Annotated in this window: 20 protein-coding genes; 11 read left to right on the forward strand and 9 right to left on the reverse strand. The window is 65.2% G+C overall.

Annotated elements, in window-relative coordinates; translation table 11 throughout:
• Positions 1–20: 20 nt before the first annotated feature.
• Genes AYJ54_RS03620 through AYJ54_RS03630 form a run of 3 tightly spaced genes read right to left on the reverse strand, consistent with a single transcriptional unit; the run spans position 21 to position 2,107 of the window.
• Positions 21–869 (reverse strand): SDR family NAD(P)-dependent oxidoreductase, encoded by an 849-nt coding sequence (locus tag AYJ54_RS03620; RefSeq protein ID WP_063696522.1) that lies wholly within the window; start codon positions 867–869, stop codon positions 21–23.
• 1 nt (position 870) lies between these two features.
• Positions 871–1,431 carry a carboxymuconolactone decarboxylase family protein gene (locus AYJ54_RS03625; protein ID WP_063696524.1) on the reverse strand — a complete coding sequence of 187 codons (561 nt, stop codon included), beginning with the start codon at positions 1,429–1,431 and terminating at the stop codon, positions 871–873.
• On the reverse strand, positions 1,409–2,107 hold the full coding sequence (locus AYJ54_RS03630) for a TetR/AcrR family transcriptional regulator (protein WP_063696526.1): 699 nt from the start codon (positions 2,105–2,107) through the stop codon (positions 1,409–1,411). Before AYJ54_RS03630 ends, AYJ54_RS03625 begins: the two co-directional genes overlap by 23 nt.
• Before the next feature lie 165 nt (positions 2,108–2,272).
• Between AYJ54_RS03630 and AYJ54_RS03635 the strand changes: the two genes are divergently transcribed.
• The 5 genes from AYJ54_RS03635 to AYJ54_RS03655 all read left to right on the forward strand — a co-directional run bounded on the left by AYJ54_RS03635 (position 2,273) and on the right by AYJ54_RS03655 (position 6,728).
• Positions 2,273–3,493 carry an ABC transporter substrate-binding protein gene (locus AYJ54_RS03635; RefSeq protein ID WP_063696528.1) on the forward strand — a complete coding sequence of 407 codons (1,221 nt, stop codon included), beginning with the start codon at positions 2,273–2,275 and terminating at the stop codon, positions 3,491–3,493.
• 3 nt (positions 3,494–3,496) lie between these two features.
• A complete protein-coding gene (locus AYJ54_RS03640; RefSeq protein ID WP_063696530.1) occupies positions 3,497–4,390 on the forward strand; it encodes an MBL fold metallo-hydrolase in 894 nt (297 codons plus the stop codon).
• A gap of 11 nt (positions 4,391–4,401) precedes the next feature.
• Positions 4,402–5,370, forward strand: coding sequence for a Bug family tripartite tricarboxylate transporter substrate binding protein (locus tag AYJ54_RS03645; protein ID WP_063696532.1), 969 nt, complete (start codon positions 4,402–4,404; stop codon positions 5,368–5,370).
• 31 nt (positions 5,371–5,401) lie between these two features.
• A complete protein-coding gene (locus tag AYJ54_RS03650) occupies positions 5,402–5,941 on the forward strand; it encodes a VOC family protein (protein WP_063696534.1) in 540 nt (179 codons plus the stop codon).
• A gap of 88 nt (positions 5,942–6,029) precedes the next feature.
• Positions 6,030–6,728, forward strand: a complete 699-nt coding sequence (locus tag AYJ54_RS03655) for an alpha/beta hydrolase (protein ID WP_063696536.1) — start codon at positions 6,030–6,032, stop codon at positions 6,726–6,728.
• Between the two features lie 12 nt (positions 6,729–6,740).
• On the opposite strand, the gene AYJ54_RS03660 is transcribed toward AYJ54_RS03655, so the two are convergent.
• On the reverse strand, positions 6,741–8,177 hold the full coding sequence (locus AYJ54_RS03660; protein ID WP_063696543.1) for an oligosaccharide flippase family protein: 1,437 nt from the start codon (positions 8,175–8,177) through the stop codon (positions 6,741–6,743).
• Between the two features lie 213 nt (positions 8,178–8,390).
• Between AYJ54_RS03660 and AYJ54_RS03665 the strand changes: the two genes are divergently transcribed.
• Positions 8,391–8,600, forward strand: a complete 210-nt coding sequence (locus AYJ54_RS03665; protein WP_063696544.1) for a hypothetical protein — start codon at positions 8,391–8,393, stop codon at positions 8,598–8,600.
• A gap of 110 nt (positions 8,601–8,710) precedes the next feature.
• Positions 8,711–9,778, forward strand: coding sequence for an endo-1,4-beta-xylanase (locus AYJ54_RS03670; protein ID WP_082905462.1), 1,068 nt, complete (start codon positions 8,711–8,713; stop codon positions 9,776–9,778).
• Positions 9,779–9,966: 188 nt separating this feature from the next.
• Here AYJ54_RS03670 and AYJ54_RS03675 read toward each other — a convergent pair whose 3' ends face one another.
• The 3 genes from AYJ54_RS03675 to AYJ54_RS03685 form a co-directional block, all read right to left on the reverse strand.
• Positions 9,967–10,914, reverse strand: a complete 948-nt coding sequence (locus AYJ54_RS03675; protein ID WP_063696546.1) for a DUF6492 family protein — start codon at positions 10,912–10,914, stop codon at positions 9,967–9,969.
• Positions 10,915–11,008: 94 nt separating this feature from the next.
• Complete coding sequence (locus AYJ54_RS03680) at positions 11,009–11,800, reverse strand: protein-L-isoaspartate O-methyltransferase family protein (protein WP_063696548.1); 792 nt, start codon at positions 11,798–11,800, stop codon at positions 11,009–11,011.
• A complete protein-coding gene (locus tag AYJ54_RS03685; protein WP_063696550.1) occupies positions 11,797–15,270 on the reverse strand; it encodes an ATP-binding protein in 3,474 nt (1,157 codons plus the stop codon). The genes AYJ54_RS03680 and AYJ54_RS03685 overlap by 4 nt, the downstream gene beginning before the upstream one ends.
• Before the next feature lie 135 nt (positions 15,271–15,405).
• Between AYJ54_RS03685 and AYJ54_RS03690 the strand changes: the two genes are divergently transcribed.
• From AYJ54_RS03690 to AYJ54_RS03700, 4 genes are all read left to right on the forward strand, one after another.
• Positions 15,406–21,840, forward strand: coding sequence for a non-ribosomal peptide synthetase (locus tag AYJ54_RS03690; RefSeq protein ID WP_063696552.1), 6,435 nt, complete (start codon positions 15,406–15,408; stop codon positions 21,838–21,840).
• A 150-nt stretch (positions 21,841–21,990) separates the two neighbouring features.
• Complete coding sequence (locus AYJ54_RS51110; protein WP_201724120.1) at positions 21,991–22,161, forward strand: hypothetical protein; 171 nt, start codon at positions 21,991–21,993, stop codon at positions 22,159–22,161.
• Positions 22,162–22,395: 234 nt separating this feature from the next.
• The gene (locus AYJ54_RS03695) at positions 22,396–23,127 is read left to right on the forward strand and encodes a 4'-phosphopantetheinyl transferase family protein (protein WP_063696554.1); all 732 of its coding nucleotides are present in this window, start codon (positions 22,396–22,398) and stop codon (positions 23,125–23,127) included.
• Positions 23,124–24,104, forward strand: coding sequence for an LLM class flavin-dependent oxidoreductase (locus tag AYJ54_RS03700; RefSeq protein ID WP_063696556.1), 981 nt, complete (start codon positions 23,124–23,126; stop codon positions 24,102–24,104). The genes AYJ54_RS03695 and AYJ54_RS03700 overlap by 4 nt, the downstream gene beginning before the upstream one ends.
• A 152-nt stretch (positions 24,105–24,256) precedes the next feature.
• Here the strand turns inward: AYJ54_RS03700 and AYJ54_RS03705 are convergent, their stop codons facing one another.
• A complete protein-coding gene (locus AYJ54_RS03705) occupies positions 24,257–25,090 on the reverse strand; it encodes an ABC transporter ATP-binding protein (protein WP_063696672.1) in 834 nt (277 codons plus the stop codon).
• Positions 25,087–25,890, reverse strand: coding sequence for an ABC transporter permease (locus tag AYJ54_RS03710; RefSeq protein WP_063696674.1), 804 nt, complete (start codon positions 25,888–25,890; stop codon positions 25,087–25,089). Before AYJ54_RS03710 ends, AYJ54_RS03705 begins: the two co-directional genes overlap by 4 nt.
• Position 25,891: the final 1 nt, after the last annotated feature.

Consider the following 25,891-nt stretch of genomic DNA (forward strand, 5'->3'; position numbering starts at 1 on the left):
GGCGGCGCGACGCTCGCCCCTCACATCCCGCTCAAGCCACTATCCACCGCGAGCGTCTGCGCGGTGACGTAGACGCTTTCGTCGGAGAGGAAGAACAGCACGGCGTAGGCGATCTCCCAGGCTGTGGCCTGGCGGCCGAAGGGGATGTGGCCCTTGCCGCGCGAGGGGCGGCCGGCGCCGGCCTCGCGGCCGTTGGGGGTGTCGACGAGGCCGGGATAGACCAGGTTGGCGCGGATGCCGCGGCGCGATCCGAGGTGGGCGATGTTGCGCATGAGGCCGCCGAGCGCGGCCTTGGAGGAATCGTACACCGCCATCTGCGAGCCGGCCTTCAGCGCCGCGATCGAGGAGATGAACACGATCGCGCCACCGCTCTCGAACTTCGGCATGGCGGCGCGGCAGCACAGCATCGGGCCACGCACGTTGACGTCGTAGATCCCGTTCCACTCCTCGGGGCTGACGGCGTCGAGCCCGACCTTGCCGAAGGTGCCGATGTTCAGCACCATGCCGTCAAGACCGCCCATCGCGCAATGCGCCTCCTCGATCATGCGCATGACGTCCGCCTCGACCGTGACGTCAGCGGCAATGGCGGAAGCTTCGCCGCCCTCGTCGGTGATGCGCTTCACGGTCTGTTCGGCCGAGGTGCGGTTGAGATCGGCTACCGCCACCTTCGCGCCTTCGCGCGCGCAGAGAATGCTCATGGCGCGGCCGTTGCCGATCGGATCGGTGGCGGCATCGAAGACGCGCTGGCCACCGCCGACGATCAGGATGCGGCGGCCCTTCAGGCGTCCCCTGCCCGGCGCTTCGCCGAGTGATTCCGCGCTCGGCGGACGAACGTAACGATCCGGCTTGGTCTCGGAGCTTTCCGCCATCTCAGCCCCCCGGCTTCTTGCCGCCGTCATAGACCTTCATCCCGGCTGCGGGATCGAGATCGGTTTCGGTCGCCTCAGTGAGGCGCGCCATCATCATGTAGAAACCGAGCGCGACAATGGATTCCACGATCTCCTGCTCGCTGAAGTGACGCCGCATGGCGGCGAAAGTCGCGTCCGCAACGCGCACGTTCTCGACCACTTCGCGGCCAAAGTTGAGCAGCGCGCGCTCGGCCTCGCTCAACGCAGCGGAGTCGTAGTCGGCGCGCTCGACCGCATCGATCTGTCCCTGCGCGCAGCCGACACCGAGCGCGATCGGCACGTGCTGGCGCCATTCATAGGCGCCGCCTTCGAGCTGCGCGGCCTGGAGGATCAAGAGCTCGCGGTTGACGGCGCTGAGCTTCTGCTTGTGCAGGATGGAATTGCCGAGCCGCATCGCCGGGATCATGTTGGCCTCGGCATGCGCCATCATGCGAAAGATGTTGAGCTTGACCGGCATGCGGTCGAACGAGGCGCGGATGTCGCCGCTCGTCGTCTCGGGATCAATCAGGGGCAGCCTTGCCACGGTTCTCTCCCTTGGTTTTTCGTTTCTTGTTGTCCGTCTCGTTGCCCACCGCAATCAGCGACAGGAAGAAGGCGAGATAGCGGTCGATCGCCTCGATCACCTTCGGCCGCGGCGAGGGCTCGGCGCCCATCACGTAATGTTCGAGGCGGATATAGATGAGGCCGGCCGCGAACAGTCGCGCCGTCTCGCGCGGATCGGTGGTCGAGATCATGCCGGCGAGCGCGAAGCCGCGGAAGTAGTCCGTCATCAGGCGTTGCTCGCGCGCATAGAACCGGTCGGCGAATTTTGCGCGGATGCCGGGCACCCGGTTGCGCTCGGCGGTGATCACCTTCTGGAAGCGATGCTCGCGCGGATCGGACCATTGCTCGACGAGGTCGAGCGCGAACTGGCGGCAGAACGCGGCGGGCTGACGGGCGAGCTGCTTGTAGCGCGCCTCCTCCAACCGGCTCGCCGAACTGGCCGGACCATGCTCGGCAACGATCGCCTCGAGGATCGCGGCCTTGCCGGAGAAGTGGTTGTAGAGACTGCTCTCGCGGATGCCGACGCGGCGCGCGAGCTCGCGCATCGAGGCGCCGCCATAGCCGCTCTGCGCGAACAGATCGAGCGCCTCGTTGAGGATGCGCTCGCGGGTCGTGGGCGCGGCCGCTTCCGCCGCGCTGGAGGTGTGGACAGCCATGCGGCTTGACTAACGAACGATCGTTCGATAGTCAACCGGACGAACGAGCGTTCGTTTGCCAATTTGGCGACGGCGATCGTGGCCTGCAAGATCGCTGCGGGCGCTGTTCTCGCGTTTCAACTCCGCCCCCAAAGAGGCGGAGAGCAAATTTGGGGAGACGACGTCATGGCGCGCTTCGCCCGCCTTCGCCTGCGCGCGGCCTGCATCCTGCTGTCGATGCTCGCAGCAAGCACCGCCCAGGCCCAGAGCTCAGGTCCCGCAAAATACGATCCCGGCGCCGACGACAAGACCATCAAGATCGGCACGACCGCGCCGCTGAGCGGCCCCGTGTCGGCTTTCGCGCAGATCGCGAAATCGGCGGAGGCGTATTTCCGGAAAGTGAACGACGACGGCGGCGTCAACGGGCGGCGCATCCAGATGATCATCGCCGATGATGCCTACAGCCCGCCGAAGACGGTCGAGCAGACGCGGCGGCTGGTCGAGAGCGAGGAAGTGCTGCTGATCTTCGGCGGCGTCGGCACGCCGACCAACAGCGCCGTGCACAAATATCTCAACGACCGCAAGGTGCCGCAGCTCTTCTTAGGGTCGGGTGCAGCGAAGTGGGACGATCCGAAGAATTTTCCGTGGACGGTCGGCTGGCAACCGACCTATCGCGACGAGGCGATCGCCTATGCCAAGTACATCAAGGCGAGCCACGCCAATGCGAAGATCGGTGTGCTCTACCAGAACGACGATCTCGGCAAGGACTATCTGAAGGCGCTGGAGGAAGGGCTCGGCGGCGGCGAGGCGATCGTGGCGCGTGCGGCCTACGAGACCACGGCGCCGACCGTCGACACCCAGATCCTGCAACTGAAGACCGCCGGCGCCGATGTGGTGCTGGTGGCGGCGACGCCGAAATTCGCGGCCCAAGCGATCCGCAAGATCGGCGAGATCGGCTGGAAGCCGACGACCATCATCTCCAACGTCTCGGCCTCGATCAGCGGCGTGCTGGAGCCGGCCGGCAAGGACAATTCCACCGGCGTCATCTCCAGCCAGTATCTGAAGGACGCGACCGATCCGGCGCTGAAGGACGATGCCGGCTACAAGGAGTGGGTCGCCTTCATGGACAAGTACCAGCCTGACACCAATAAGAACGACTGGCTCAATGTCTATGGCTACACCATTGCGCAGACGCTGGTGACGGTGCTGACAGCGGCCGGCAACGACCTCACCCGCGCCAATGTGATGAAGCAGGCGACTAACCTGAAGGACGTGCACCTGCCGATGCTGATCAACGGCACCGCGGTGAACAATTCGCCCGAGCGCTACACGCCGATGACGAGCCTCCAGCTCATCCGCTTCGACGGCACGCGCTGGGTGCCGTTCGGCGAACTCCTGAAGAACTGACCGATGCGGCAGGTGCGGATCGGCAGCATGCGGGTCGATCTCGTCAGCGAGATCCCCGCGCTCGCCTTCGACAAGACCTGGCTGTTCGCCAACGTCACCGACGAGGTGATCGCGGAGAACCGGAGCTGGCTCGATCACCGCTATATCGAGCCGGACACCGGCCGCTTCATCCTGAGCCACCACTCCTACCTCGTGCGGACGCCACGCTGGACCGCCATCGTCGACACTTGCTGCGGCAATCACAAGAAGCGGCCGCGCGTGCCGGCGTGGAACGATCTCAACCAGCCTTATCTCGAAAACATGCAGGCGCTGGGTGTCAAGCCCGAGCAGGTCGACTTCGTGATGTGCACGCATCTGCATGTCGATCACGTCGGCTGGAACACGCGCCTCATCGACGGCCGCTGGGTGCCGACCTTCCCCAACGCGCGCTATCTGATGGGCCGCGAAGAGTATCGGCACTGGGAGGCCGCGCACAACGCCGCGCCTAAGGGCCCGGTGAACCACGGCTCGTTCGAGGATTCGGTGCTGCCGGTGGTTGCGGCCGGCCTCGCCGAGCTGGTCGAGACCGATCATCGCCTGTTCGACGATCGCGATGCCACCTTGCGCTTCGCGCCGGCCCCGGGCCACACCGCCGGCAACATGCAGATCCATCTCAACGGCGGCCACGATCACGCGGTGATGTCGGGCGACGTCATTCACCATCCGATCCAGTGCGCCGCGCCGCGGCTGTCGAACGCGGCCGATGTCGATCCGGCCGCAGCCATCGCGACGCGGCTCGCGCTGCTGGAAGAACTCGCGGATACGCCGAGCTATCTGCTCGCCGGCCATTTTCCCGCGCCGACCGCGGGGCGCGTGATCAGGCACGGCGACGCGTATCGATTTCGTTTCGAGGATTAGGGGAAGCCATCATGATGTTGCGCACGGTCACGCTCTCATTGCTCGCATTACTGTCGGCGGCACTGCCGGCACGGGCCGAGGATCCTTCGGCCTACCCCACGCACAAGATCAGGATGCTGCTGCCCTTCGCGGCCGGCGGTGGTGGCGACGTGATCGGCCGGCTGCTCGCGGACAAGATGGGCAAGTCGCTCGGCGAGAGCATCTATATCGAGAACCACACCGGTGCGGCCGGCACGCTCGGCACACAGATGGTCGCGACCTCTCCGCCCGACGGCTACACCATCACCATCGGCGGCATGACCACGCATGTGCTGGCGCCGGCGATCTATCCAAAACTACCCTATGATCCGATCAAGGACTTTACGACGATCGGGCGCATCGGCACCTCCTCGATCATGCTGGTCGCGACCAAGGATTTCGCCGCAAATGACGTCAAGGGCCTGATCGCACTCGCGAAGAAAGGCGAGCCGATCCAGTACGGCAGCTGGGGCGTCGGTTCGACCGGACAGTTCTGCGCCGAGATCCTGACGCAGCAGACCGGCATCAAGATGGGGCACGTGCCGTTCAACGGCACCGCCAAGCTCGCCGGCGACCTGCTCGGCGGCCACATCTCGCTCGCGATGCTGGACATGGCCACCGCAACGCCGCTGGTGAAGGACGGCTCGATCAAGGCGCTGGCGGCCTGCGGCGAACGCTCGCCGAGCCTGCCGGACGTTGCAAGCTACAAGGAGCAAGGCGTGGCGTTCGACCGCAGCCTCGCCTGGGCAATGTACGCACCCGCCGGCCTTGCCGAGCCGATCGCAAGCAAGCTCTCGGCAGCGCTGAAGGAGGCGCTTGGCGATACCGAGGTCAGGGAGAAGCTGTTCACGCTCGGCATCACGCCGCAATTCGTCGCCGGTGCGGAGCAGCGCGACATCAACGCGCGCGACATCGCGGCGTGGAAACAGGTTGCCAAGGACGCCGGGATCGAGGTCAAGTGAGCGTCGCAGGCGAGCAGAGGGGAGCGCGGGCATGAGCCGCATCTTCGGCGCGGTGCGCCAGAACGGATATGTGGTGCGGGACATCCACGCCGCGATGAAGCACTGGATCGACGTCATGGGCGTCGGTCCCTGGTACTACATGGACCGCGTCAAGACCGACTGGTTCCGCCATCGCGGCCAAAACTCCGACGTCGAGATGAGCATCGCGCTCGCCAATTCCGGCGACCTCCAGATCGAGCTGATCCAGCAGCGCAACGACGCCCCGTCGATGTACAGGGAGTTCCTCGACTCCGGCCGCGAAGGCCTTCAGCATATGTCGTACTGGAGCCACGACTACCAAGCGCTCTACGACAAGGCGATCGCGCTCGGCTACAGGATAGGCCATGAGGGGCAGATCGGCGGCGACAAGGGGCGCTTTGCGTATTTCGACACGCAGGCCCATCCGGGCACCGTGATCGAGATCTCCGACATCAGCGGCACCAAGGGACCGTTCTTCGAGCACGTCCGGCAGGCCGCGATGAACTGGGACGGCAGGCGGCCGATCCGCGAGGTCGGCGGGGCGAAATCATAGGATCGTTTGCCGGATTGCGCACCCCATCGATGCGCCCTAGCATCCGCTCGTTCTCATCGACGAGCCGACTTGCGTCAGGAGCATTGGAATGGCTTCATTTGTCCTGGTTCACGGTGCCTGGGGTGGCGCACACGGATTTCGACATGTGCGACGGCTGCTCCGCGCCAAGCAGAACGACGTGTCGACACCGTGCCTGACTGGTGTCGGCGAGCGCATTCACCTCTCCAGCCCGCAGGTCGGCCTCGGCACGCACATCCGCGATGTCGTCAACCACGTGCTGTACGAGGATCTGGACCGGATCGTTCTGGTCGGCTTCTCCTACGGCGGCTTTGTCGTCACCGGCGCGCTGGAGCACATCGCCGAGCGCGTTGCACATCTCGTCTATCTGGACGCGTTTGTCCCGAGCAATGGAGAGTCGGTCTGGTCGCATCTCGGTCGCGCGGCCCGCAGCAAAATCGAGCTTGGTCAGGATTGGCTGGTGACGGGTCCAGCGCGCGACTACGACGATCCTGCGGAAGGAGAGTGGATGGCCGCACGACGGACCACGCATCCGCAGGGCTGCTTCACGGAGCCTGTCTTCCTGTCACGGCCGCTGGAATCATTTCCATTCACCAGGACCTACATCAAGGCGACGCAGGCGCCCGAAAACGACATCGGCAACGACGCGTTCTCCGCCCGGCATGCAAAGGACTCGCCGGCCTGGCGCTACCACGAGATCGCCACCAATCACATGGTCGCAAACAACCGGCCCGAGGAGCTGGCGCGGATCCTCGGGGATCTCGCGTAAGCGCATCCGCAGCTAGACGCCCAGCGCCTTCCGATTGAAGGTCCGCAGGAAGCGCAGCGACAGCGTCCGCACGTTGGCGACGTTGAGGAGCCACGCCGTGGCGGCATAAGCGAAGCCACCCGCGGCGCTCACGATGATGAGCGACACGAGGCCGGTGCCGGCGACTTGCGTTCGTGCAAGCATGATAGCGGCGGCCATCGCCGCCGCAGATGCGGCGACGCCGGCGAGCCGGTTGAGATCGAACGGTGCCGGAAAGGCGCGGTGCATCAGCACGACCGCGACGAGGAAGCCGATCGCCTCGGTCGCGAATGTCGCGAGCGCGGCGCCATAGAGGCCGTAGCCCGCGACCAGCGCGAACATCAGCAGCACGCTCACGACCAGCGTGAGGAAGGATTGCGCCGCCAGCATGAAGGGCCGCTCGGCCAGCTGGAAGCTGATCTGCACATAGAACTGGTTGGCGATGCCGAAGAAGCGGGCAAGCACCAGCATCGGCAGCAGCGCCGATACGCCGGCGCGGAAATCGACGCCAACGAGCGTGCCTGCGACCTGGTCTGCCGCCAGCGCGAGCCAGACGGCAACGGGTGCGACGACGACGAGCAGCAGCTCGAGGCTCTCGGTCAGCCGCTCGCGGGTTGCCGCATCGCTCTTCTCCGACAGAGAGCGGAACACCAGCGGCACGGTTGCCGCGGCGACGCTGGAGGCGATCATGACCATGAACTGGCGCGGCAGGTCGGCGGCGACGCCAAAGATGCCGGCGGCGTCCTTGCCGAGCAGGTAGGCGACGATGAGCCGGTCACAGGTGGAATAGAGCGCGACCGAGAGGCCGGCGAGCGTCAGCGGCAGGCCGTAACGGGCCAGTTGCACAAACTGGGAGCGCTGAAAGCGCGCGATCTTGGTGCGGTCACCGGCGAGATTGAGGATGATGCCGGTCAGCGAGCCCAGGCCGAACGCCGCGAGCAGGCCCATGCCGCCCCAGCCGAGCCAGATGCCGAGGAGGCCAAAGCCGACGCTCGAGACGCTGCGCACGATCGCGATGGCGGCGAACCGGTAGGGGCGCAATTTGGCGCGCTCGAATTCCTGGCCGACGTCGACCGCATTCGCCATGATCGCGACGAACATGCTGGCCAGCAGCAGCTCGACGCTGACGTCGCTGCGGAACAGGAGGACGAGCGGCGCCGTGGCGCAGAGCGCGGCAACCGTCAGCGCAAAGCCGACCATCGCCGTGCCGCGAAAATCCACTTCCGCCGACATCGCCTGATAGCGGGACACCGACAATTTGATCCAGGCAAAGAAGATCGCGCCCAGGATGCTGGCGATGCTGATACCGACGACATAGACGCCGTACTCGGCCGGGCTCAGGAGCCGCGTATACGCGGTGATCGCGAAGAAGCCGACCGCGGCGGGCAGCACGTAGGCCGCGAGGTAAATCGAGAAATGGCGGTTCAGCATGCGAGCACGGGACCGTTGGCGGCCTTGCGGATTAACGGGTCGTTAAACGGTTGGACCTTGGTGTGGCAATCGGACTGCATCGCAGCATCCGCAAAGATACCCTCATAATGATGCAATTCGGTCCGCGAAGGAGCCGGGCCGGCCTATTTCGCGCGTTAGCGTTAAATTTGCCCTCCGAGGAAAGAGACGACCGCTGGTTTCCCAGCGACCGCCATGTGCTTCGACCGGCCCAAGGTCGAGGTCTGGCCGATCGGCATCGACACGGACGCGTGGAGGCCGTCATCGGCCGAGCAAAAGACCACCGACGTGTTGCTCTATGACAAGGTGCAATGGCAGCGCGAACGCCACGCGGTCGAGCTGGTCGAGCAGATCCGCACACATCTTGCCGCGAGCGGGCATCCCGTCGAGGAACGAGATCGCTGAAAGCCTCATGCAGCGGCGGCCGAAAAGTTAACCCAACCGCAGGAAACGCCGGCGTCGCCTGTGATCGGTTGGTACGATGTCATGTTGGTTCCGAAAGGGAACATCGCCACGTGATCAAACTCGGCAGACGCGAATTTCTTCTTGGCAGCGCCGCAACACTCGCGGCGGGCGCATCCGCGCTCGCCGCTCCGGCATCCAAGCTTGCCAACCGTCGCCCGGGCTATGGTGCTGCGGCCACGCTGTGGGATTTGCAGGCCGATCCCCGGCTCGGCGAAGCGATCAGCACCTATTGCACGCAGGTGGTGCCGGTGCTCGAGCTGAAATGGCCGATGCTGCGGCCGGACGCGCATACCTTCGCCTTCGAACGCGCCGATGCGATCCTGGATTTTGCCAGGCAGAACGATCTGACGATGCGCGGACATGCGCTCGCTTGGTATCATGACATTCCGGACTGGACCAAGCAGATCAAGGACGCAAAGGGCGTCGAACGCGCCTTCGTCGATCACATCGCGACCGTCGTCTCCTACTACAAGGACAAGCTGACGTCGTGGGATGTCGTCAACGAGCCAATCCCGGACAATCCGAAGAAGCCCACCGACAGGCGGGAGTCGTTCTGGTCGCAGCATCTCGGCGACCGCTGGATTCCGCTGGCCTTCCGCACGGCGGCCGCAGCCGATCCCTATGTGAAGCTCGCGATCAACGAATACGACATCGAGTCGGCCAAGGACTCTTTCCTCGCCAAGCGCGCCGCCTTCCGCAACCTCATCATGGATCTGCTCGACCAGGGCGTGCCGCTTCACGCCGTGGGGCTGCAGTCGCATCTGCATGCGGAGCTCGAGATCGACACGCACGGGCTTGCCGAATTCGTCACCGAGCTCAGGTCCTGGGGCCTGGAAGTGCTCGTCACCGAGCTCGACGTCGACGACCAGAAGCTGACGGCCAATCCGGCCGAGCGCGACGCCATCGTCGCCAAGCGTGTCGATGATCTCCTGACCGCAATCTCGACCAGCGGCCCGGTGCGCTCGATCCTGACCTGGGGGATTTCTGATCGCTACAGCTGGATCAACGGCACCTTCGCCCGCTTGGACAAGCAGCCGAACCGGCCCTTGCCGCTCGACGGCGAGTTCAAGCCAAAACCATTCATGGACGTCATCAGCAAGTTCACGAAGGACGTCTGAGCCGGATCGCACTGCTTTCACCTCTCCCCAGCGGGGGGAGAGGCCGGATTGCGCCTGACGATGCGAAGCATCGTCCAGTGCAATCCGGGTGAGGGGCCGCAGCATTCAGTGAAACTGTAACCCCTCACCCGGATCGCATCTTGGATAAGATATCACCTCTCCCTACGGGAGAGGTGAGAGTCACGCTCCTAATGCGCCTTCGGTGTCTCGAATTCGGCTGTGTCTTGCATGTCATCGGGAGACAGGCTCGGGCCACGCCGGTCGCGCGAGTGCAGCCGGAACACGTCGCGGATGTCGTCAATCGAAGTCGACGAATAGGACTGGATGCAGAGCGCGACCTGTTCGGGCGAGGCGGCGCGCATCATCGCTTCAATGGCCTGGCGATCGAGGCGGGTGTCGTCCCAGTGCGACACGGCGATGCTGTCTTCGGTGACCTGATGCTTCGCCAGGTATTCCGGCGAGTTCGCGACGAAGTTGCCATAAAGCAGGTATTCGGAGAACTTCTTCCTCCGGCACAGCGCCAGAACCCAATTCGTTCCCGTCGCCGACTTGATGGCGGCGGTCATGGCGCGAACGGTATCCCTGTCCCAGACCAGCGCGTTTCCGACATAGTCATCCGCCGGGAAGGACCGCTCCTTCACGCCGAGAAGCTGATCGATGGTGCGGAGCCAGAGGCCATGCAGCGGATGGTTGGCGCCGATCGCCTTACAAGTGACGAAGAGCGGCGTCTTCTCAGCGCCGGCATACCGGTCGATGTCGAACTCGCGGAAGAACAGATTGTCGGAATCCAAAATGCAGACGCGCTGCTCGGGCGCGTTGAGAACGCCGGCGATCTTCAGGATCTGCTGGATGTGCCAGCCATGCACCGGCGAAGAGAGCAGCGACAGCCAGACCCGACGGTTGCTGAGCTGGAGAACCGGCGGCAGCGCCCAGAGCCATTTCGGCAAATAGCGCGAGGCCGGAACGATGACACGCTTGTCGGAGCCGAACCGTTCGAACAGCGGAACGTCTTCATCGTTAACGAGAACATAATGCCGCGTGTATCCCGTCACCCAGGTGTCGATGCTCTCGCTGAGCAGCGAAAAGCGATCGATATCCTTGGCATAGCTGGCGGTCAGCAGTGCAACGGAATGCATAAGGCGCGCTCAAATGGCCATCGAGGCCCACCCATACTCGCCCGGCGAGAGGCTGGGAACTGACATTCCAAATCAAGGTAAAGCGAAACAAAGGCTATTCCGACGGCAGCCCCTGCGCGAGGCTGCGAAAGCGCAGCGGCGCCAGCGAGGATGCCCGCTCCCACCAGTCGGCGACACGGTCGTCGAGTGCGGTCGTGCCGCGGCCCTGGCCGGGAAAGATCCGAATCTGCTGGACTGCCTCGGCCTCGAAGCCCCTGCCCTTGCGCGTGATCCTGATGGCGGCGCCTTCGCGGTCCCGCTGCGTGAGCGGCACAAGAAGACGGCCGCGCGGACGGAGCGACTGAAGCCAGAGCGGTTGCGGATGCGAGAAGCCGGCATGCACGATGATCACGTCGGCCGGACTGCCGATGTCCGCACAGCCATCGCCGTGGACGACATCGACATTGCGATACCGCGCGAGGTATAAGGCGGCGCGCCGCGCCAGACGCTCGTCGCACTCGATCGCACGCACCTCGCCTTTCGGGCCCACCATCTTCGACAGCACCGCCGAGAAATAGCCGAGCCCGCACCCGACCTGCACCACGCGCTGCTTCGGCCTGACATCGAGCACATCGATGAAATGCGCCCACAGGCTCGGCAATCCAGTGTCGAGCCTGCGGCGCGCATCGATCGCGACCAGCACGTTGCCATAGAGATGAACGGGGTCGGCGTCCGGCGTCAGGCGATAGCTCCGCGCCGCCTCGCTCTTGATGCGCCACGGGCCGCCCTGCAGAAAGTCCTCGCGCGGCACAGTCGCTAGCGCGTCGAGCAGGCGCGGCGATGAAATCCGCTCGCGCTTCGCAATCAGCTCGACGTAACGCGCGCGCGCGGCCGCCAGATCGCTCATCGCACCGGATCGACCCGGTGACGGTCAGTGGGTACGTCCGCGCCGAGCTCGTTCATGAGCTGCATCGCCAGCTTGAGGTCCGGCGTGAGGAAACCTTCGCTGAACCTGCCGACGATCGGCGCGAGCAGAAGGCTTGCATGCTCGCGCCGGCCGGCATCCTGCGACAGGCGCGCGAGGCTGACGGCGGTTCGAAGCTCCCAGGACAATGCGCCCTGCTTGCGCGCGGTCTCCAGCGACAGGCCGAACAGATCCTCTGCCTCCTGCACCGACGCCGGGTTGCCGTCCGACAGGGTGATCTCGCCCTGCAGGCGATAGACCTCGGCGAGATAGGAGTGATCGCCCGTCCGTCTTGCGGTCGCGAGCGCGCCGTCGAGAGCGCGCAAGGCCGCCTCACGCAGGCCGACCTTGGCGTAGGCCTCCGCGAGCAAGCACCTGAACCAGCAGCCCGCGAGCCAGGAATCCATCGCCTCATACTCGTCGAGGCCGAAGCGCATCTGGCTCAGACCTTCGTCGGTTTCGCCGAGCTGGGTCAGCGCCCAGCCGCGCAGGATCGCCGCCTGCTGCTTCCAGTGCAGAAAATTGTGCTCGGTCGCGATGATCATGGCGCGGTTGGCGTGGTCGCGAGTGCCCTCGACGTCGCGCAAGTGCTGGCAGAGATAGGCGCCGAACACGAGCGCGAAGGCGAGTGTGAAGGGATGGCGGATCTTCTCCGCATTCGCGATCGCCTGCTCGCTGTGCTGGCGCGCCGCATCGGGACGGCCGAGGAACCACAGGAGGTAGCCGAGATAGGACAGCGAGACGACACCTGGATCGGTGCCGTGCCGCTCCATCAGGTCGGAGTGCAGGTCGGGGCTGTAGAGGTTGATGCAGCGGTGCAGATGATGCTGCGAGGCGGCAAAGCGGCCGCGATAGAGCATGGTCATCGCGATGGCGCGATGCGCCTCGATGAGATAGCCGGTCTGCTGCGCCGGCTGCGCCCGCTCGTTCAGCCGTTCGCGCTTGGCGAACTTCAGCAGCTCGACGCTGAGATCATGCGCGCGGGTGAGGTCGGCGCGGATGAAATGGCACACCCAGAGCCCGCGGGTGGCGGCGAAGGCCTTCTCCTCGTCGTCGAGCTGCTGGCCAAGCTCGAGCGCGCGGGTGTAATTCTCCTCGACCTCCTGCACGGCATAGCCCTTGGCCGCGATCAGCGCGTTGCCGAGCGCGATGCGCAGCTCGAGCTCGATCTCGTCGGCGCCCTGCATGCGTGGATTGGCCTGGACCACGCCGAGACCGCGGCGCAGATGGCCGATCGCCTCCAGATTGGCGCCGCTCTTGGCCGCCTGCTTGCCGGCCTTGAGCCAGAAGCTCGCCGCGCCCTCGCTCTGGCCGGACTCGGTCAGATGATGGGCGAGGAGCTCCGGCTCGCGGTCGGTCTTCTCCGGATACATCTCGGCGAGCACCTGTGCGATCCGGGAATGCAGCTTGCGCCGTTCGCTGTGCAGCAGGCTCGCATGCGCGGCATTCTGGATCATCACGTGCTTGAAGGAATAGAGCGCATCCGGCGGATGGCCGCGGCGCACGATCAGCCCCGCCCCTTCCAGATGATTGAGCGCCGCCTCGATCTGCTCCGCCGGGGTGTTGGCAACCGCGTGAAGCGTCTCGTAGGAGAACTCACGGCCGATGGTGGCTCCGATCTGCGCGATCCGCTTGAACGGCCCCATCCGGTCGAGGCGCGCCATCAGCGAGTCCGTCAGCGTCGCCGGGATCGCGAGCTGGCGCCACGGGCCCGACAGCACGTAGCGGCCGTGCCGTTCCGTCAGCACGTTGGATTCGAGAACGGTCTTGGTCAGCTCCTCGAGGAACAGCGGCACGCCGTCGGTCTTGACGATGATCTCCTCGACGACTTCCTTGGGAAGCTCGCGGCCGGCGACGCGCTCGACCATGGTCGCGCGCAACTGGCGGCTCAGGCGGTTCAGCACCAGGGTGGTGATGTGCGAATGCGCGTTCCAGCTCGGCTGGAATTCGGAGCGCGCCGTGATGATGACGAGGATCGGGCGGTTCTGCGCGCGGTCGACGAGAAGATCGACGACCTCGCGGGAGGTCGGATCGATCCAGTGCAGGTCCTCGAGGGCAATCACCAGCGGCATGTCGCGCGCGAGCCCCAGGAGATGATTGACCAGCGCCGCGACGGTTGCGTCCTTCTGCTGCTGTGGCGACAGATCGAGCGACGGATAGCGGTCCCCCGTCGGAATCGAAAGCAGTGCGGCGAGCAGCGGCGTCACCTGCTCGACATCGCCATGGGCGGCGGCGATCGCCGTCTCCAGGTTCGCCACCGTCGCGGCGGACGCGTCCTCACGGTCGAGGCCGAGGGAGAATTTGAGCTGCTCGATGAAGGGATAGAACGCCGTCGACGTATGATAGGGCGAGCACTGGAACGAGACGTGTCCGTGCCGGTCGCCCGCAATGCGCTCGAAGATTTCCTGCACGATGCGCGACTTGCCGATGCCGGGCTCGCCGAACTTGACGACGACCTGGCCGTCGCCCTCCTTGGCCTGCTGCCAGCGGCCGGTCAGAAGCGCGATCTCCTCCTCGCGATTGACGAGCGGGGTCAGCCGCGTGCCCATGGCGGCGGCAAAACGGGTTTCCACCCGCGACGCGCGCACCACGTGCCAGGCCTGGGCTTTCTCCGAGATACCCTTCAGCGCATGGACGCCGAGATTGCGGTAGTCGAATTTTCCCTTGATCAGCGACTGCGTCGACGAGGAGATCACGACTCCGTTCGGCGGCGCCAAACCTTGCAGCCGCGCGGCGAGATTGACGGTTTCTCCGACCGCGGAGTCGCGCTCTTCGGTGCCCTGGCCAACGAGATCGCCGACCACGACGAGGCCGGTCGCGATTCCGATGCGGACGGCGGGCGCGTGGCTGAGTGCGCCACGCGGCTCGATCGCGCGCGCGGTCGACAGCACCCGTACGATCTCGAGCCCGGCGCGCACCGCGCGCTCGGCATCATCCTCATGCGCAGTCGGATAGCCGAAATAGACCAGGATACCGTCGCCGACAAAGCGGGCCGCAAAACCTTCATAGTGCTTCACTACGCGGACGCAGGTTTCGCGAAAGCTCGCGATCATGTCGCGCACGTCTTCCGGATCGAACTGGACCGAGAGCGAGGTTGAATCCACCATGTCACAGAACATGGTGGTGAGCTGACGCCGTTCGGCACCGGCTTCCGTTCGGGCCTGGGGACGCGACGCCGCGGCCGGCTTCTCCGCCGTTTCGGCCTGGAATAGCGCCGCCTTGGCCCGCTGGAGCCGCTTACGGTCGCCGAGCGGCAGTCCAAGCTCGACCAGATCGGCCTCGGTCAGGTCAGCCATGACGTCGAGATCGAGGCGGTGCTGCACGAAAAGATCGTTGTAGTGGCCGAGACCAACGCCTTCGAGCCAGCGCTTCAAGGCGCCTTCCGTTCTCGTGCCCGGCTCTGTCTCCAGCATGGTGATTCTGCCCGACCATCACTCCGTCGAAGCGCTTAAGGTCCCTCAACCACAGATTTTGGGGCCTAAACTTCACCTCAGACTGGACGCGTTCCCTAAGTTCTTGGAAGAATAGCCCAATCAGACCAAAAAGGAATGGCGTTGTCGGACATTACATCCGTAACGGGACCGATAGGCACGGGCGAAACGACGGCCTTTGCCTGTGTCGGCGACTTTCTGGAATTCTATGCACGGAAGACGCCGGCAGCGCCCGCCCTTCTCGCACCCGGCCGGCCGCCCCTCAACCACGGCGAACTCGGGGTCTGGACCCGGCATCTGGTCCGCACGCTGCGCGGTCTTGGCGTTGCGCCTGCCGACCGCATCGCGGTTGCGCTGCCGCGCGGCGCCGACGGCGCACTGGCAATGATCGCGGTCGCGGCGGCCTGCGCCTGCATTCCCGTCAATCCCGATCTGACAGCGGACGAGTTGCAACGCTATTTCAGCGAATTGAAGCTCACGGCGCTCGTCACGCGATCCGACATGAACTCGCCGAGCCGCGATGTGGCAAAGGCGCTCGGCATCGCGGTGATCGATTTCGTGCCGGGGCCGCAGGACAATCTCGGCGGCGGCGAATTCACTGGCCCGAGCATCGGTCCGGTCAGCACCAACGGCGTCTCGCGCGCCGACGACGACGCGTTCATCCTGCTGACCTCAGGCACGGCGGCGCGGCCGAAAATGGTGCCGCTGACGCATCGCAACGTGTGCCTGTCCGCCTATAACGCCGGCCGCGTGCTGTCGCTCACCGCCCACGACCGCTTGCTCAACGTCCTGCCGCTGTTTCATGCGCATGGGTTGATCTCGGGCCTCCTGACCGCCTTGGCCGCAGGATCGAGCGTGATCTGCACCAGCGGCTTCGACGCAGCGTCCTTCTTCGGCTGGATGCGGACGCTGCAGCCGACCTGGTACACGGCGGTACCGACCATCCATCGCGCACTGCTGACGGCCGCCGAGCAGGATCCGGACCGCGCCCGGTCGTCATCGCTGCGCGTGATCCGCTCGGCCTCGGCCTCGCTCGCGCCCGCGATCCTCGAAGGGCTGGAGGCGACCTTCGGCGTTCCCGTGCTCGAGACCTACGGTATGACCGAGGCGGCCTCGCAGATCGCGGCCAATCCGTTCGAGCTGCGCAAGGTCGGCTCGGTCGGCCGCGCCGCGGGCCCTGAGATCGCGATCATGGACGAGGCTGGCCGCGCATGCGCGAGCGGCGTGCATGGCGAGATCATGCTGCGGGGTGAGAACATCACCCGCGGCTATTACAATGACGAAGCGGCCACCCGGTCCGCATTCCGCAATGGCTGGTTTCGGACCGGCGATCTCGGCTATCTCGATGCCGACGGCTATCTCTTCATCGTCGGCCGCATCAAGGACGTCATCAACCGCGGCGGACAGAAGGTCTCGCCGCTCGAGGTGGAAGAGGTCCTCTTGAGCCATCCGGCCGTGCTGGAGGCCGGCGTCTTCGCAGTTCCGCACCCAAAGCTCGGCGAGAACGTCGCGGCCGTCGTGGTGCTGCGACCTGAGTCCAATACAACATCCGACCAGCTTCGCCAGTTCACGCGAAAGCGGCTCGCCGCCTACAAGGTGCCGAGCCTGATCCGCAGCGTGGCGGCGCTGCCGAAGGGCGCGAGCGGCAAGGTCAAGCGCAACGCGCTGGCCGGGCTGATTGCGACGGCCGCCGACGGCGGCGAGACGCAGCTACCGCGCAACGCGCTGGAGACCCAGCTTGCGGAGATCTGGGCCGGTCTCCTCGAGCTTCCGCAAGTTGGCATCGACCAGGACGTCTTTGCGCTCGGAGCGGACTCGCTCGCGGTGACGCAGATGCGCTCTCGCCTGCGCGAGCGCTTCGACGTCGATTTCTCGTTCGAGGACATCTTCGATTGCGCCACGGTGGCGGCGCTTGCGGCCCGGCTCCAGACCGCCGCGAGCCGCCGCGAGGTGACGCTGCCGACATGGCAACACGCCGCTGATGACCATGCGCCGCTGTCGTTCCAGCAGCAGCGGATGTACCTGCTGTCGCGGTTCGATCCGACGCGCTACAATTATAATGTCGTCGAGGTGGCGCTGCTCACGGGCCAGATCGACGTCGCAGCGCTTGAAGCGAGTATCGCAGCGATCTGCGAGCGCCACGACGTGCTGCGCTCGGTCTTCGTCGAACAGCGCGGCGAACCGGTGCAGCGGGCGGTCCGATCGGCGCCGCACTTCGAACGGATAAAGCTCAGGCTTTGCCCGAAAGACAAACGGATCGCAACGGTCCGGCGCGAGGCGCTCAAGCTCGCGCAATATCCATTCGATCTCGCGCGCGAGCCGCCGCTCAAGGTTACGCTGCTCTCATTCGACAGGACCAGCCACGCGCTGGTGGTCAACATCCATCACCTCGTCACCGACGGCTGGTCGCAGCGGCTGTTCTGGGAGGAGCTTGCCGCGCATTATTCCGCCGCACGCAAGAAGAACGTGGCTGCGCTGCCCGCACCAACCTTTAGGTATCGCGACTTTGCGCTCTGGCAGCAAAGCTGGGGACAGACGCCGGCGGCGAAGGAGCAGCTCGACTATTGGCGGACCCAGCTCGATGGCGTCACCACGCTGCCGCTGCGGACCGACCGGCCGCGGCCGCAGGTCTGGAGCGGTCACGGCGCCCGCCATTATCTCGAATTCTCAAAGAGCCTCTCGGCCGATCTGAGATCGCTCAGCCAGGACCAGGGCGTCACGCCCTTCATGACCCTGCTCGCGGTCTTGCAGTGCCTGTTGTTCCGCCGCACCGGACATGAGGACGTGGCGACCGGCTCGCTGATCGCGAACCGCAACCAGATCGAGAGCGAGCGCTTGATCGGTCTGTTCGCCAACACGCTCATTCTGCGCAACGATTTTGGCGGCGACCCGACTTTCGGCGAACTCCTGCGGCGCGTTCGCCAGGTCACGTTGGATGCCTACCGCAACCAGGACCTTCCGATCGAGGAGGTGCTGCGGGCGTTGCAGATCGCGCGAAGGACTGATGGCAATCCACTGTTCCGGATCATGTTCATCCTCCAGAACGCCTCGATCGAGGCTGCGCGCTTCCCCGGCCTGTCGACCCGCCGGCTGGAGGTCGACCCAAAGGTTGCGCGCTTCGACATCACGCTCGAACTGGTCGAGGCCGACGGCCGCTTCACGGGCTTCTTCGAATACGCGACCGATTTGTTCGACGCGGTGACGATCGAAGAGATGGCCGCGCAGTTGAAAACCCTGCTCAAGGCCGCCATCGCCAATCCGGAGCAGCGCGTCTCGCGCCTGCCGTTCCTGACGGCGGCAGAGCGCCGGAAATTGCTGGCCATCGGCAACGGCGTGCCAGCCAATTTCGTGGGCCGAGGCAACCTGTGCGAACGCTTCGACCGGCAAGCCAAGCGAACGCCAAACGCCGTGGCCGTGTCCGACGGACGCGTATCCCTGAGTTTTCGCGAACTGGCCCGCCGGAGCCAGGCGATCGCGCGCCGGCTGGCGCGTGAGGGCGTCGGCGCCGAGACGGTCGTCGCGCTGCTTGCGCGCCGCGGTCCGGACCTGCTCGCCGCCATGATCGCCGTGCAGCGGGTGGGCGCGGCGTTCCTGAACCTCGAGCCCGGCCAGCCGCCGGCTCGCCTCGCAACCATCCTCGGATCGAGCTGCGCCCGCGTGCTGCTGACGGCGCGGGCGCAGTCTGCGATGGTCGAAGCGCTGCTCGAGCCGCTGGTCGAGCGAATCCGGGTGGCTGAGCTCGAAGACGCAATCACGCTCGGATCGACCAAGCCGGCCCGCGCAGCGCGACGCGCTGCCGCAAGCCTTGCCTATCTCATCTACACGTCCGGCTCCTCAGGTACCCCGAAGGGCGTCATGATCGAGCAGCGGGGATTGTCGAACCATCTGGCGTCGCTCATTTCCGAGCTCGGCCTCTCGGCGCGGGACGTCATCGCACAGACCGCGCCGCAGAGTTTTGTGATCTCGGTCTGGCAATTCCTGGCCGGCCCGATGGTCGGCGCGCGCGTCCATGTCTGCGATAGCGAGATCGTGCAGGATCCGATCCTGCTCGCGCGGGAGATCGAGCGCGAGCGGATTACGGTACTCGAGATCGTTCCCTCGCTCTTGCGCATCATCCTCGAACGGATGGACGAAGCCCCCATTCTTGGCGCCTTCTCGAAACTGCGGCTGCTGATTTCGACCGGCGAACCGCTGCCCATCGATCTCTGCCGTGCCTGGTTCGCCCACTGTCCCAAGGTGCCACTGGTCAACGCCTATGGCGCGTCGGAATGCTCCGACGACGTCTCGCTGCATCGTCTGACCAGGGCGCCGGCGGCGGCGACGACCAACGTCCCGGTCGGCGCACCGCTGCCCAACACCCAACTCTACGTGCTCGATGCGAACCTCGAGCCGCAACCGGTCGGCGTCGTCGGCGAGCTGTGCATCGGCGGCGCCGGCGTCAGCCGCGGTTACATCAACGATCCTGCGCAGAGCAGGCAACGCTTCCTGCCCGATCCGTTCGCGCGCCAGGCCGGCGCGCGGCTGTACAGAACCGGCGATCTCGCCCGGCGCCGAGCCGACGGGACGATCGAATGCCTCGGCCGCGCCGACCACCAGGTCAAGCTTCGCGGCTATCGCATCGAGCTCAAGGAGGTCGAGAACACGCTCGCCGAACATCCGGCTGTGCGCGCCGGCATCGTCGAGCCCCGCCGTGACGGAAGCGGCGATGTCAGGCTGATCGCCCATATCGTCGCCGGTGCGGGCTATCAGATCAGCGCCAATGAGCTGCGCAACTTCCTGAAAGGCCGGCTGCCGCGCCATGCCGTCCCCTCGGCGTTCCTGTTCCTGGAGCAGGTGCCGCTCAACGCCCATGGCAAGATCGACCGGTCCGCCTTGCTCGGGCCGGCGCAAGAGGAGCCCTCCCCGACGGATACCGCCGTGCCGGCGCGCCGCTTCACTGAAAAGGTCCTGTCCGACATCTGGATCGACCTGCTGAAGGTCGAGAGCCTTGGGGTCACCGACAATTTCTTCGATCTCGGCGGCCATTCGCTGCTGGCGGGCCAAGCCATGGCGCGCGTGGCCCGCGCGATCGGCGTGTCGCTGCCGATCAAGACGATCTTCGAGGCGCCGACGGTCGAAGAGCTCGCCCGGCGCGTCGATGAGGCCGTGGCGACGAAGCCGCGCAAGCCCGCCGCAAGCGTCCCCCGATTCGCCGAAAGCAGCCTTCCCACGCTGTCGATCGCACAGGACCAGATGATGCGGATCGAGCAGAACCTGCCCGACCTGCCGCTGTTCAACCTGCCCTTCGCATTCCGTCTCCAGGGTTCGCTTGATGTGGCCGCCCTGTCGCATGCGCTGGACGACATGGTCAGCCGGCACGAATCACTGCGGACAACGTTCGGCTGGAACGGCGATGAGCCCGTCAGCCGCATCGCCGCCGCCGGCACGCTCGGTTCTGTGCTCGCGGTCGAAGCCATCGGCAATGGGCGGCGAGCGAACGACAGGCGCCTCAAGACGCTCCAGCTCAGGAAAATCAAGCTGCTGGCCGAGCAGGAGGCTGTTACCCCGATCGACACGACGCGAGCGCCGCTGCTGCGGGCGCGGCTGTTGAGACTGGAGGCCGATGATCACGTGCTGCTGCTGACGCTGCATCATGCGATTGCCGACGGCTGGTCGATCGGTGTGCTGTTCGAGGAATTGTCGACCCGCTATGCCGCGCGGTCCGGACGGCCATCCGGTTCGCTGCCGAAATTGCCGCTCGCGTTCTCCGACTTCGCGCGCTGGCAGCGCTGGTGGTGCGGCACTGATGCGGCGCGCCGGGCGGCCGCCGATTGGGTGGAGCATCTGCGCGACGCAGCTCCCGTCTTCGATGACGAGGCAAGCCCAGGCGTGTCGACAAGTCACCATCCGGTCAGCCTGGAGCGCGAGCTGATCGCCCGGCTCACCGCGTTTGCCGGCCAGCAGAACGGCACGCTGTTCATGGTTCTCCTCACGGGATTGAAGGCGCTGCTGCAGGCGCGGACCGGGCGCACCGACATCTCGATCGCCACCGCCATGGCGAACCGCACCCAGCCGGACACCGACGGGATCGTCGGCCCGTTCGAGAACACGGTGATCATTCGCACCCGAATCGCGCCGGAGCTGTCGTTCGCACAGGCTTTCGCGCTGATACGCCAGAGCGTGCTTGATGCGCATGCGCGGCAGGAGCTGCCGTTCAACATCCTGGCCGACCATCTGCAGCAGAAGGGAATCAATCCGGCCGAGCTGATCCAGGTCTATTTCACGCTGCAGAATCCGCTGCGTCGGCCGCTCGATCTGCCCGATATCGCGGTGCGATCGATCGGAAACATCGCGCGCGAGGGCCAGCCGGTGCTGCCGATCGACCAGACCTTTCTGTCACTGATGCTGAAGGAGCGGCCGACCGGCATCACCGGGTCATGCAACTACAAGGGCGAGCTGCTCGACGGTCGGATGGTCGGCGAATGGATGGAGGATCTCGTCGCGCTGCTGACGGTGGCCGTGGCGCAACCCAACACGCCGCTCAGCCGATTGCTCAGTCGCAGGGCGGCCTGACAAATATCCCGCCTCCTCCGGAGCGAAAAAACCGTTCACCCGCCAAAGCTGTGAATGCTCAAGTTGCATCTTGATTATTTGGCGCTACCGCGCAACATTATTCCCGCGTTTTTGATTTAGACTATTATTTTCAAACCGGGGGAGTGCGTTATGGGTTTCATCAAATTTACCAAGGGCACCTCGCTGAGCGACAAGGACCGCAAGTCGCTGCAAAGGCTGCTGAAGGACGAGAGGAAGAAGCTTCAGGCCGCGCTGAAGGACGTCGACGCCAGCCTTTCGATGCTGGGAGCGGCCAAGAAGAAGGCCAAGAAGAAGAAATAAGGCTCGTCGGCTGGGACGCGGCACGAATCTTCGGACCTTACTTTTCGGCCATGGGCCGCTCGCCTGTCGAGTTGAGGGGCTCGCACAAGCTTGCGCCTGTAAACCGGCCTGCAAATCGACAAGAATTTGCCCGGGTGGACCGCTAAGAGCGGTCCGCTCAGTTGATTCTTTCTCAGTTGATTCTTGCGTCGCGGCCTGGGGATTGGCCTCCGCCCGACGCGAAGGGCCCAATTGATGGCGAACGACGGAATTGAACTGTTTGTCGGACTGATCGAGAGCATCGATACGCCGGGCGCGGTCGATGCCTGCCGGCGCTTGCTCTCGGTCGACGAACGAGCGCGTGCCGAGCGCTTCATGTTCGAGCGGCATCGGCGGCAATACATTTTTGCGCACGCCATGTTGCGCCTGGCGCTGTCGCACGTCGCGCCCAATGTCGCCCCCTCCGATTGGTCCTTCTCCACCGGCCGCTACGGGCGGCCCTTTGTCGCAGCACCTGCCACCTCGACCGCCCTGCATTTCAGCCTGTCCCATGCCGACGGCTGCGTCGCCTGTGTCGTATCTCGACACGAGGCCGTCGGCGTCGACGTCGAGACCGTGTCGCGGCGCGTCGCGCCGCTGTCCACGGCGCTGCGCTTCTTCGCGCCGGAAGAGGTCGAGACGTTGCGCGGATTGCCGGAGCCCGATGCCATCCAGCGCTTCTTCGACTATTGGACCTTGAAGGAGGCCTATCTGAAGGCCAGGGGTTTCGGGCTCAACCTGCCGCTCGACGGTTTCGCGATGCAGGTGTCGCAAAAGGCCATCGAGATCAGCTTCAAGCCCGATATCGCCGACGATCCCCATGGCTGGTGCTTCTCGCTGAGCTCGCCATCGCCCTCGCATCGCCTGGCGATCGCCGACGGCTCCCGTGCGGCCGGTGGTCTTCCGATCAGCCGTCACGCCTGGCCGCTCCAGGAAGCGGCCGAGTGACCGGCCGGCGGCTTCGCGTCTTTCCGGCGATTTCGCGCAATCGCGATCCCAAAAGTTATGTCGGTGAATTGATGCGGGTGGCGCAGTTCGCCGACCGCAACGGCTTCGAGGGCATCCTGCTGTTCGAAGGCAATGACGTGTTCGTCGAGCCCTGGGCGATGGCCCAGCACGTCATCGCAGAGACGACCCGAAGCTCGCCCCTGATCGCCGTCAATCCTATCTACATGCATCCGTTCACGGCGGCCAAATTCGTCTCGTCGTTCGCGCAGCTCCATGGCCGCAAAATCTATCTCAACATGATCACGGGGACTGCAGTCAGCGATTTGCAGGGGCTGGGCGACGACCAGTCACACGGCGATCGCTACGTCAGGCTCGGCGAATTCGTCGCGCTGATGCGCCAGCTCCTGGCAAGCCCGCGCCCGGTCAATTTCGACGGCCGGTTCTATCGCGCGAGCCATTTGCAGCTCCGTCCGCGCCTGCCGACGGACCTGATGCCGGAATTTTTGATCGCAGGCCAGTCCGAGGCGGCGCTGCGCGTGGCGAAGGAGACCGGCTGCATCAAGATGCAGATGCTGCCGCCCGATCTCGACCGCGGCCTCAACGCGCCCGGAATGAATTTCGGCATCTTCGCGCGCGAGAGCCGCGAGGCGGCGCGCCAGGCGGCGAAGACACGTTTCCGCGACAATCCCGACGATCGCGAGCTGCTCTCGCTCACCATGGAGAACACCGACTCCGTTTGGAAGCGGCACCTCTATGACGGCCGGAGCGGCGAGCTCCAGGAGAACGGCTACTGGCTGTTGCCGTTCCTGACCTTCCAGGCCGACTGTCCCTATCTCGTCGGCAGCTACGCCGAGATCGGCGCGAAGCTCAAGGAATTCGCGAGCAAAGGCCTGACCACGATCATGCTCGACATGGTCGCCGACGAAACCGAGATGCAGCACGTCTGCAAGGCGCTCGCGGTAAGCGGAATGTTTTAGGCGCGAGAGACGAACGCACCTCTAGTTGGACTCGTTGAAGCTCCCCTCACCCGGGATTTGCTCCGCAAATTCCGGCCTCTCCCCGCACGCGGGGAGAGGCGAAGGCCGCTCTGTCTGCAAGGCGCTCGCCGCAAGCGAGGGTGTTCTGCGAATCACATGCCGAGCGGGCTGAGCCGGGCCAGCGGCGCGCTGCCCTCCGGTCGCCGTAGCAGTTCCATGACATGGCGCTTCAGGCGCACGAACTCGGGCTCGGTCACGAGGTCGTGGCTTCGCGGCCGTCCGAACGGCAGAGCGATATCCTCGATCAAGCTCCCCGGTCTCGCGCTCATGACGACGATACGGTCGGCGAGAAACAGCGCCTCGTCGATGTCGTGGGTGACGAAGACCGTGGTTGTCGGGATCTTGCTCCAGATGTCGAGCAGGACCTCCTGCATCATGCTGCGCGTCTGCGCATCGAGCGCACTGAAGGGCTCGTCCATCAGCAGCACTCGCGGCTGGTTGATCAGGACCCGCGCGATCTCGACGCGCTGCTGCATTCCGCCCGACAATTGTGCGGGATAGAACGCCTCGAATCCGGATAACCCGACCAGCTTCAGGATGGCGTCAGCGGCGCGGTTGCGCTCCGCTTTGGCGAGGCCGCGCATCTTCGGGCCGAAGGCCACATTGTCCCGCACCCGCTTCCAGGGAAACAGCGTGTGCTGCTGGAACACCATGCCGCGGTCCGGGCTCGGACCCCGGATCGGCTGTCCGTCAACGGTCAGCTCGCCGGCTGTAATCGGCAGATGCCCGGCCAGCGCGCCAAGCAGCGTGGACTTGCCGCAGCCGGAGGGACCGAGGATGCAGATGAACTCGCCCGGCAGGATGGTGAAATCGAGCCCCCTCACCGCCTCGAACGCATCGGCGCCCGCGCCGAGCGAAATCGAGACACCCGCGATCTCGATGCGACCGACGCTGTTCGTGCCGATATCCGAGATCCGGATGTTCATCGCGCGACCTGCGGGCTGCGCCAAGGCATCAGGAGCCGCCCGGCCGTCGTCAACGGCCAGCTACTGCCCATGCCGAGCAAGCCGATGATCAGCATGCCGACGATGATGTCGGCATAGTTCTGGAGTGTATAAGCCTCCCAGGTGTAGTAGCCGATGCCGAACTGGCCGGAGATCATCTCCGCGGTAACCAGGCAGAACCACGAGGTACCCATGCCGATGGCAAGCCCGGTGACGATGCTCGGCGCGGCATCCGGCAACACCACCTCCCTGAGGATCGCGATGCCGCCCGCACCAAGGCTGCGTGCGGACGCGACCAGCCGGCGATCGACATTCGCAACACCATGAACCGTATTCAGCACGATTGGAAACAATGCACCAATGAAGGTGATGTAGATCATCGACAGCTCGGATGACGGAAAGATCAGGATCGAGAGCGGTATCCACGCGACCGCCGGAATCGGCCTCAGCAATTCGAGAGGTGGCAACAGCAGGTCGCTCGCGGCGCGCGACCGGCCGATTGCGAAACCGAGAATCACGCCGATCACGACCGCGGCCACGTAACCCGCGAATACCCGCCAGAGGCTGCTGCTGACATGCGCCGCCAGCTTCGGCGATCGAAATAGCGCAACGGCGGACTGAACGACCTCGACCGGCGGAGGCACGTTGCGAAAGGTGACGATCCCAAGATTGGCGTGCGTCGTCGAAGCGATCTGCCACAGCCCGACGCAGGCCAGGATCGAAAGGCCGCGGATCGCCCATCGAATGCCCGCGGGCCTTGGGACCCGAAGAGGTGTCGCCATC

The organism is Bradyrhizobium centrolobii, assembly GCF_001641635.1.
Lineage (GTDB): Bacteria > Pseudomonadota > Alphaproteobacteria > Rhizobiales > Xanthobacteraceae > Bradyrhizobium > Bradyrhizobium centrolobii.